The 8472-nt window shown below is 59.7% G+C and carries 9 protein-coding genes; 8 read left to right on the plus strand and 1 reads right to left on the minus strand.

Features of this window, described 5'->3' with window-relative positions; all coding sequences use genetic code 11:
• Positions 1-235: 235 nt before the first annotated feature.
• Complete coding sequence (locus Q1V60_RS09815; RefSeq protein WP_300629768.1) at positions 236-1132, minus strand: LysR substrate-binding domain-containing protein; 897 nt, start codon at positions 1130-1132, stop codon at positions 236-238.
• 108 nt (positions 1133-1240) lie between these two features.
• Here Q1V60_RS09815 and Q1V60_RS09820 point away from each other — a divergent pair, with 108 nt between their 5' ends.
• From Q1V60_RS09820 to rpoS, 8 genes are all read left to right on the plus strand, one after another.
• Positions 1241-2353 carry an S-(hydroxymethyl)glutathione dehydrogenase/class III alcohol dehydrogenase gene (locus tag Q1V60_RS09820; RefSeq protein ID WP_300629769.1) on the plus strand — a complete coding sequence of 371 codons (1113 nt, stop codon included), beginning with the start codon at positions 1241-1243 and terminating at the stop codon, positions 2351-2353.
• An 8-nt stretch (positions 2354-2361) separates the two neighbouring features.
• Positions 2362-3207, plus strand: a complete 846-nt coding sequence (gene fghA / locus Q1V60_RS09825) for an S-formylglutathione hydrolase (RefSeq protein WP_300629771.1) — start codon at positions 2362-2364, stop codon at positions 3205-3207.
• Between the two features lie 54 nt (positions 3208-3261).
• Positions 3262-3735: a 2-C-methyl-D-erythritol 2,4-cyclodiphosphate synthase gene (ispF, locus tag Q1V60_RS09830; protein ID WP_012722614.1), complete on the plus strand. Its 474-nt coding sequence runs from the start codon at positions 3262-3264 to the stop codon at positions 3733-3735.
• Positions 3732-4790, plus strand: a complete 1059-nt coding sequence (gene truD, locus Q1V60_RS09835; RefSeq protein ID WP_300629776.1) for a tRNA pseudouridine(13) synthase TruD — start codon at positions 3732-3734, stop codon at positions 4788-4790. The genes ispF and truD overlap by 4 nt, the downstream gene beginning before the upstream one ends.
• Positions 4778-5527, plus strand: coding sequence for a 5'/3'-nucleotidase SurE (gene surE / locus Q1V60_RS09840; protein WP_300629778.1), 750 nt, complete (start codon positions 4778-4780; stop codon positions 5525-5527). The genes truD and surE overlap by 13 nt, the downstream gene beginning before the upstream one ends.
• A 41-nt stretch (positions 5528-5568) precedes the next feature.
• Positions 5569-6204: a protein-L-isoaspartate(D-aspartate) O-methyltransferase gene (locus Q1V60_RS09845; protein ID WP_169850588.1), complete on the plus strand. Its 636-nt coding sequence runs from the start codon at positions 5569-5571 to the stop codon at positions 6202-6204.
• Positions 6205-6414: 210 nt separating this feature from the next.
• On the plus strand, positions 6415-7251 hold the full coding sequence (locus Q1V60_RS09850) for a peptidoglycan DD-metalloendopeptidase family protein (protein ID WP_300629783.1): 837 nt from the start codon (positions 6415-6417) through the stop codon (positions 7249-7251).
• Positions 7252-7356: 105 nt separating this feature from the next.
• Entirely contained in the window at positions 7357-8364 is a 1008-nt protein-coding gene (gene rpoS, locus Q1V60_RS09855; RefSeq protein WP_300629780.1) for an RNA polymerase sigma factor RpoS, read from the plus strand.
• Positions 8365-8472 lie beyond the last annotated feature (108 nt).

Raw genomic sequence — 8472 nt, forward strand, 5'->3', positions numbered from 1 at the left:
CCTTTAACAAACTGCTCGATCAGTTCTTGGGGGATCGAGGGTAACTCCCTCGCTGCTGCATTGGCGGGCTTCTTTTTTGTCGGCATACATGCACCTCTAGCTACATGTTATGCCCGAACACAAAATTTCTGACAGTCTCGCCAGCTCCCGCATTCGATCACCTTTTCCTCAGACAACCCGGTTAACTGTGGAGGCAGGGCCTGCCCGCGATGGGGCCGGTGCAGGCAGTCCATGATCACCCGCTGTACTCCGGCCGCTCCGCCAATCCTTCCTTCAAGAAATCCACCAACTTCCTGACCTTCGGCGATAAGTGCCGCTGCTGCGGATACAACGCCCACACGGCCGTATTCGGCGGCTGGTGCGCCTCCAGCAACGACACCAGCGCGCCACTGTGCAAATGCTCCAGCACGTAATAGTCCGGCAACTGGCACAGCCCCATGCCTTGCAGCGCGGCATCCAGCACCGCCTGGCCACTGTTGCAGCGCCAATTGCCCTGCACGCGCTGGGAAAACTCGCGTCCGTCCTGGGCCAGTTGCCAGATATCCGAACTGCCGATCAGGCAATTATGCCGACTCAACTCCGACAAGCTGTGTGGCCGACCATACCGGGCGAGGTAGGAGGGTGACGCACACAAATACATGCGTCGCGCAGCCAGGCGGCTGGCAACCATGCGCGAGTCTTGCAGGCGCCCGAGGCGAATCGCCAGGTCCAGGCCTTCGTGCACCAGGTCCAACTGGCGGTTGCTCAGTTCGATATCGACCCGCAACTGCGGATAAAGCGCCATGAACCCTGTTACCAGCGGCACGATAAAGCGTTCGCCATAGGCCACGGCACAGGTCATGCGCAACATGCCCTTGGGTTCACTGGCCAGATCGCCCACCGCACGCAGGGCTTCTTCGCGACCGTCCTGCAAGCGTTGGCAGTGTTGCAGAAAGGTCTGACCCGCTTCGGTCAGCGTGACCTTGCGTGTGCTGCGATACAACAAGCGTGTTTGCAGCCGTTCTTCCAGGCGTGCCACTTGGCGGCTGATATGGGACGACGATACCCCCAGGCGTTCGGCCGCCGCGGTGAATTGGCTGCATTCGGCCACGGCGACGAACTCATCGATGCCTTCCCAGCGGTTCTCCAACATGGTTATTGTCCCTGTACAGCAATAATGTTTTGCTTTTGTTTGGATTATTAATCAAGGAGCCATGTTTTACACTCATCCAATCATTTTTTACTCCCTGGAGAAACTCGGATGATCAAGTCCCGTGCCGCCGTAGCCTTCGAAGCCAATAAACCCCTTGAGATTGTGGAAGTCGATGTCGCCATGCCCAAGGCTGGCGAAGTGCTGCTGCGCGTGGTCGCGTCCGGCGTATGCCATACCGACGCCTACACGCTGTCGGGTGCAGACCCGGAAGGTATCTTCCCTTCGATCCTGGGTCATGAAGGCGGTGCAGTGGTTGAGGCCATTGGCGAGGGCGTGACCTCTGTTGCCGTCGGCGACCATGTCATCCCGCTGTACACCCCGGAATGCGGCAAGTGCAAATTCTGCCTGTCGGGCAAGACCAACCTGTGTCAGGCCATTCGCTCCACCCAGGGCAAAGGTTTGATGCCTGACGGCACCACGCGCTTCTCCTACAAAGGCCAGTCGATTTTCCACTACATGGGTACCTCGACGTTCTCCGAGTACACCGTGTTGCCGGAAATCTCTGTCGCCAAGATTTCTAAGGAAGCGCCGCTGGAAAAGGTTTGCCTGCTGGGGTGTGGCGTTACTACCGGTATCGGCGCGGTGCTCAACACCGCCAAGGTCAAGCCGGGTGATACCGTGGCCATCTTCGGTTTGGGCGGCATCGGCCTCTCGGCGGTGATCGGCGCGGTGAAAGCCAAGGCGGGGCGCATTATTGCCATCGACATCAACCCGGCCAAATTCGAAATCGCCAAGCAACTGGGCGCTACCGACTGCATCAACCCGAAAGACTATGACCGCCCGATCCAGGACGTGATTGTCGATTTGACCGATGGTGGCGTGGACTTTTCCTTCGAGTGCATCGGCAATGTGCAACTGATGCGTGCGGCCCTTGAGTGCTGCCATAAAGGTTGGGGCGAGTCGGTGATCATCGGCGTGGCCGGTGCCGGCCAGGAAATCGCCACCCGTCCATTCCAGCTGGTGACCGGCCGCGTCTGGCGCGGGTCTGCATTTGGCGGCGTGCGCGGGCGCACGGAATTGCCAAGCTACGTGGAAATGGCCCAGACCGGCGAGATCCCGCTGGACACTTTCATCACCCACACCATGGGCCTGGAAGACATCAACAAAGCGTTTGACCTGATGCATGAAGGCAAGAGCATTCGTACCGTCATCCACTTCTGAGGTGGGCCATGAGTCTGGAAAATCTGTCATGCCAGAAAAGCTTCGGCGGCTGGCATAAACGCTATAAGCATCACTCCGATGTGCTTGATTGCGACATGACCTTCGCGGTCTACCTGCCGCCGCAAGCGGAGCAGGGCGGCAAGCTGCCGGTGCTGTACTGGCTGTCCGGCTTGACCTGCACCGATGAGAACTTCATGCAAAAGGCCGGCGCCCATCGCTTGGCCGCCGAGCTGGGCTTGATCATCGTGGCGCCGGATACCAGCCCGCGTGGCCCCAGTGTGCCCGACGACCCGGACAGCGCCTGGGACTTCGGCCTGGGGGCCGGTTTCTATTTGAATGCCACCCAGGAACCCTGGGCCAAGCATTATCGGATGCATGACTACGTGGTGCAGGAATTGCCGGCGTTGGTGGAAGCGCATTTCCCGGCTTCGGACAAGCGGGGCATCAGCGGCCACTCGATGGGCGGTCATGGTGCGTTGGTCTGCGCGCTGCGCAACCCTGGGCGTTACCTGTCCGTGTCGGCATTTTCGCCGATCAACAATCCGATGGATTGCCCGTGGGGGCAGAAAGCTTTCACCCGTTACCTGGGAGAAGAGCGCTCGAAGTGGCGTGAATGGGACGCCAGCGTGCTGATCAGCGAAGCCTCGGAGCAGTTGCCGCTGTTGGTGGACCAGGGCGATCGCGACGATTTCCTCGCCGTGCAGCTCAAGCCCGAGGCTCTGCAGCAAGCGGCCAAGGCGGCCGGTCATGCGCTGGAACTGCGGATGCAACCGGGCTACGACCACAGCTACTTCTTTATCGCCAGCTTCATCGACGACCATTTGCGCCATCATGGTCGCGCTTTGCTCGGTTAATGTGAGGCAAAAGTAGGTAGAATCACGCCCTGAATTAAATCGGGGCGTTTTTTTATGCGTATTGGCCACGGCTACGATGTGCACCGTTTCGCTGAAGGCGATTTCATCACTTTGGGCGGCGTGCGTATCGCGCACCACCATGGGCTGCTGGCTCATTCCGACGGCGACGTTGTCTTGCACGCCTTGAGCGATGCGTTGCTCGGCGCAGCGGCGCTGGGTGATATCGGCAAGCACTTTCCGGACACCGACCCAACCTTCAAAGGCGCGGACAGTCGTGTACTGCTGCGCCACGTCGTCGGCTTGATCCATGCCAAGGGCTGGAAGGTCGGCAACGTCGATAACACCATCGTGGCCCAGGCGCCAAAAATGGCCCCGCACATCGAGTCGATGCGTGCCCTGATTGCCGCAGACCTGCAAATAGAATTGGACCAAGTGAACGTGAAAGCCACCACCACCGAAAAGCTCGGGTTTACCGGTCGTGAAGAGGGCATCGCCGTGCACTCCGTCGCCTTGTTGCTGCGCGCATGAATGAATTTGAATTGCTCGGCCCGCGTGCCTACGGCGAGGCCTTGGGCAGCGCGGTCCTGAAGGCTACTGCTGAAGATTTCCAGGTAGACGAAGTGCTCGACATCCCCCTGACCGGCGAGGGCGAGCACCTGTGGTTGTGGGTGGAGAAGCGCGGCCTGAATACCGAGGAAGCGGCGCGGCGTATCGCCAAGGCGGCTGGCGTGCCGTTGCGCACCGTCAGCTATGCCGGGCTCAAGGATCGCCAGGCGTTGACCCGTCAATGGTTCAGCGTGCAATTGCCCGGCAAGGCCGACCCGGACATGAGTGCCGCCGAGAACGACACCCTCAAGATCCTGAAAACCGCGCGGCACAAGCGCAAGCTGCAGCGCGGTGCGCATGCGGCCAACGGCTTTACCTTGCGCCTGACCCAGTTGACCGGCGATACCGCCGCCATCGATGCGCGTTTGCGACTGATTGCCCAGCACGGCCTTCCCAACTATTTCGGCACCCAGCGTTTCGGCCATAACGGCGGCAATGTCGTCGACGCCCGCGACTGGGCGGCTCGCAAGGCCTTGCCGGAACAGCGCAATGTGCGTTCGCGGCTGCTGTCCACGGCCCGTAGCTTTCTGTTCAACAAAGTGTTGGCGGCGCGCGTCGCTGACGGCTCCTGGCAGCGTGCCCAAGTCGGCGACCTGCTGGCCTTCACCGACAGCCGCAGTTTTTTCCCCGCCGGGGAGGCTGAATGCAGCGATCCGCGCCTCGCGATTCTGGACCTGCATCCCACCGGCCCGCAGTGGGGTGAGGGCGACTCACCGGCCAAAGGTCTTACCTATGAATTGGAGCAATCCGTCGCTGCCGCAGAAGCTGACCTACGTGATTGGCTGGTGAATGCGGGTATGAGCCAAGAACGTCGCATTCTGCGACTGCCCATTGGCGGGTTGACGTGGCATTATCCCGGGCCTGACATTCTGCAATTGGAATTCGTCCTGCCGGCCGGATGCTTCGCCACTGTATTGGTGCGCGAGCTTTTTGATCTGGTGCCGGTGGGGCCGACGGACAACCCATGCGTATTCTGATATCAAACGATGACGGTGCCACCGCACCCGGTCTCGCCGCGCTTCATGCTGCGCTGGCGGACTACGCCGAATGCGTGGTGGTTGCCCCCGACCACGACAGGAGCGGCGCCAGCAGTTCGCTGACGCTTGATCGTCCGTTGCACCCGCAGCGCCTGGCCAATGGCTTTATCAGCGTGAACGGCACCCCCACCGACTGCGTGCACCTGGCGATCAACAGCTTGCTGGAGCACGCGCCGGACCTGGTGGTTTCGGGCATCAACCTGGGCGCGAACCTGGGCGATGATGTGCTGTATTCCGGCACCGTCGCGGCCGCCCTTGAAGGGCGCTTTCTCGGTCGGACCGGGTTTGCCTTTTCCTTCGCCTCACGGCAACTGGATAACTTGGCGACAGCGGCGTATTACGCGCGCATGTTTGTGGAGGCGCACGGTTCCCTGGACCTGCCGCCGCGCACAGTGCTTAACGTCAATATCCCCAACCTGCCTCTGGATCATATTCGCGGTATCCAGCTGACGCGGCTGGGGCACCGTGCCCGTGCGGCGGCACCGTTGAAGGTGGTCGACCCGCGTGGCAAGGAAGGCTATTGGATCGCAGCGGCCGGCGACGCCGAGGATGGTGGCGAGGGCACGGACTTTCATGCGGTGATGCAAGGTTATGTATCGATTACCCCGTTGCAATTCGATCGCACCTTCAGTGATGCCTTCAGTGGTCTTGATGGCTGGCTGGAGGGACTGCGCTGATGGCTCGTGAACAAGACGACCTGTTGCGCCGCGGCATCGGGATGACCTCCCAGCGCACCCGCGAGCGTTTGATCCAGCGGTTGTACGAAGAAGGCTTGTCCAATGCGCAGGTGCTGGAAGTGATCCGGCGCACGCCTCGGCACCTGTTTGTCGACGAAGCCCTTGCGCACCGCGCCTACGAAGACACGGCGTTGCCGATCGGCCATAACCAGACTATCTCCCAGCCGTATATGGTCGCGCGCATGAGCGAACTGTTGCTGGCTGCGGGGCCGTTGGACAAGGTGCTGGAAATCGGTACCGGCTCCGGCTACCAGACGGCCGTGTTGTCGCAGCTGGTCGAACGAGTGTTCTCGGTTGAGCGCATCAAGGTGCTGCAGGATCGCGCCAAGGAGCGCCTGGTGGAGCTGAACCTGCGTAATGTGGTGTTTCGTTGGGGGGATGGCTGGGAAGGCTGGCCTGCATTGGCGCCCTACAACGGCATCATTGTGACCGCGGTGGCCACCGATGTGCCCCAGGCGCTGCTGGATCAACTGGCTCCGGGCGGCCGGCTGGTCATCCCGGTGGGCTCCGGCGAAGTGCAACAATTGATGCTCATTATCCGAGAAGACGAAGGCTTTTCCCGTCATGTGCTGGGCGCTGTGCGGTTCGTGCCGTTGCTCAACGGCCCGCTGGCCTGATCATTTGTTTCCAGGCAGTGAATTCCATAGACGCGGATGTGTCTTACAGCGGGGTCTATAGATTCAACAGCGGTGGGGGCCGGAGTGGAGCATGATGAATTTTTCGTTTCAGTCGTTGTGCCGGTGAAAAGCCAATGCCCAGTTATACTTGCGTCATATTTCAAGCCTGATACGGGCGTTAATGTTCAGCCACCACAAAGGGAGCGGCGGGTGAGTCTCACAGGTCCTGCGCAGCGAATGAGTAAAGCAAGCTTTCAGCGACTGGTGCTTGGCCTTGTCTTGAGTTCCTTACTGGCAGCCTGCTCGAGCACGCCATCCGGTGGTGCACGGGTAGTTGACCGTACTAATGGAGCACCGCAAAAGCCGACGGTGACTACTGGCCAGTACGTGGTACGCAAGGGCGACACCCTGTTCTCGATTGCCTTCCGTTATGGTTGGGATTACAAGGCACTCGCAGCTCGTAACAATATTCCTGTGCCTTATACGATTCATCCGGGGCAGACGATTCGTTTCGATGGCCGCGCCGGGTCGGCGCCTACGGCTGTGGTGACAAAGTCAGGATCTTCGTCTTCCTCTTCGAGCAAAACCACCATCATTACTCGGCCTGCGGGCACCGCCGCGCCTTCGGTTGCGAGCAAGCCGGCACCCGCGCCGCTGCCACCTGCGGGACCCGCGCCGACCGGTTGGGGATGGCCCTCAAACGGAGTGTTGATTGGAAAATTCTCTTCAAACGGCAGTTTGAATAAAGGCATTGATATCGCCGGGGATTTGGGACAGCCTGTTTTGGCTGCGTCTGATGGGACAGTGGTGTACGCCGGGAGTGGTTTACGGGGCTACGGCGAGCTGGTCATCATCAAACACAGCGATACCTACGTCAGTGCCTACGGTCATAACCGCAGGTTGTTGGTTCGGGAGGGGCAGCAAGTCAAGGTCGGACAGACAATTGCCGAAATGGGTTCAACGGGCACGGACCGGGTGAAACTGCACTTTGAGATTCGCCGTCAAGGGAAGCCTGTAGATCCATTGCAATTCCTACCCCGCCGTTGATGTGTTGCCAGCCTGTTCCCTCACGTAGAAGGAACAGGCTCCAGCGTTGCCAAGGATAAAGGCGTCGCTTGAGCTTGAGGTCGAACTCACCAAAGGACTATAACAATGGCTCTCAGTAAAGAAGCGCCGGAGTTTGACATCGACGATGAGGTTCTCCTTATGGAGGCCGGCATCACTACGGAAACGATGTCAGATAATGAGGGGGCTTCACCACCCTCAGTTCGCACCAAATCCAAAAACTCCTCCGCGTTAAAGCAACACAAGTACATTGACTACACACGGGCGCTCGACGCGACCCAGTTGTACCTCAATGAAATCGGCTTTTCCCCCTTGCTTACCCCCGAAGAAGAAGTCCATTTTGCGCGTCTGTCGCAGAAAGGGGATCCGGCTGGGCGTAAACGCATGATTGAAAGTAACCTGCGCCTGGTGGTTAAAATCGCCCGACGCTACGTCAATCGCGGGTTGTCACTGCTGGACTTGATCGAGGAGGGCAACCTCGGCTTGATCCGGGCGGTGGAGAAATTCGACCCTGAGCGGGGCTTTCGCTTCTCGACCTATGCCACCTGGTGGATTCGCCAGACCATCGAACGGGCGATCATGAATCAGACCCGCACGATCCGGTTGCCGATCCATGTGGTCAAGGAGCTCAACGTGTACCTGCGGGCAGCGCGTGAGCTGACACAGAAACTCGATCATGAACCTTCGCCCGAAGAAATCGCCAACCTGCTGGAAAAACCGGTAGGGGAGGTCAAGCGCATGCTCGGCCTTAATGAGCGCGTGTCTTCGGTCGATGTCTCGCTGGGTCCGGATTCGGATAAAACCTTGCTGGACACGCTGACAGATGATCGCCCGACAGATCCCTGCGAGCTGTTGCAGGATGATGATCTGTCTCAAAGCATCGACCAGTGGCTGTCGGAGCTCACGGACAAGCAGCGCGAGGTGGTGATTCGCCGCTTCGGCCTGCGCGGTCATGAGAGCAGCACCCTGGAGGATGTAGGCCTGGAGATTGGCCTGACCCGTGAGCGGGTTCGGCAGATTCAGGTAGAAGGCCTCAAGCGCTTGCGCGAGATCCTTGAGAAGAACGGCTTGTCGAGTGAGTCGTTGTTCCAGTAAACGATGCAAGGCAATGTGGGAGCGGGCGTGCTCGCGGATGGGGCGTATAAGTGGTCAGATGTAGTGGCTGATATACCCCGTTGGCGTGCAAGCCCCCGACCACAAATT

This window comes from Pseudomonas sp., assembly GCF_030147005.1.
In the GTDB taxonomy this organism is placed as follows: domain Bacteria; phylum Pseudomonadota; class Gammaproteobacteria; order Pseudomonadales; family Pseudomonadaceae; genus Aquipseudomonas.

Bases quoted from the DNA above. Each gene is read 5' to 3' on its own strand.
- Q1V60_RS09815 (WP_300629768.1), bottom strand. From the start codon at position 1,132: ATGTTGGAGAACCGCTGGGAAGGCATCGATGAGTTCGTCGCCGTGGCC.
- Q1V60_RS09820 (WP_300629769.1), top strand. From the start codon at position 1,241: ATGATCAAGTCCCGTGCCGCCGTAGCCTTCGAAGCCAATAAACCCCTT.
- fghA (WP_300629771.1), top strand. From the start codon at position 2,362: ATGAGTCTGGAAAATCTGTCATGCCAGAAAAGCTTCGGCGGCTGGCAT.
- ispF (WP_012722614.1), top strand. From the start codon at position 3,262: ATGCGTATTGGCCACGGCTACGATGTGCACCGTTTCGCTGAAGGCGAT.
- truD (WP_300629776.1), top strand. From the start codon at position 3,732: ATGAATGAATTTGAATTGCTCGGCCCGCGTGCCTACGGCGAGGCCTTG.
- surE (WP_300629778.1), top strand. From the start codon at position 4,778: ATGCGTATTCTGATATCAAACGATGACGGTGCCACCGCACCCGGTCTC.
- Q1V60_RS09845 (WP_169850588.1), top strand. From the start codon at position 5,569: ATGACCTCCCAGCGCACCCGCGAGCGTTTGATCCAGCGGTTGTACGAA.
- rpoS (WP_300629780.1), top strand. From the start codon at position 7,357: ATGGCTCTCAGTAAAGAAGCGCCGGAGTTTGACATCGACGATGAGGTT.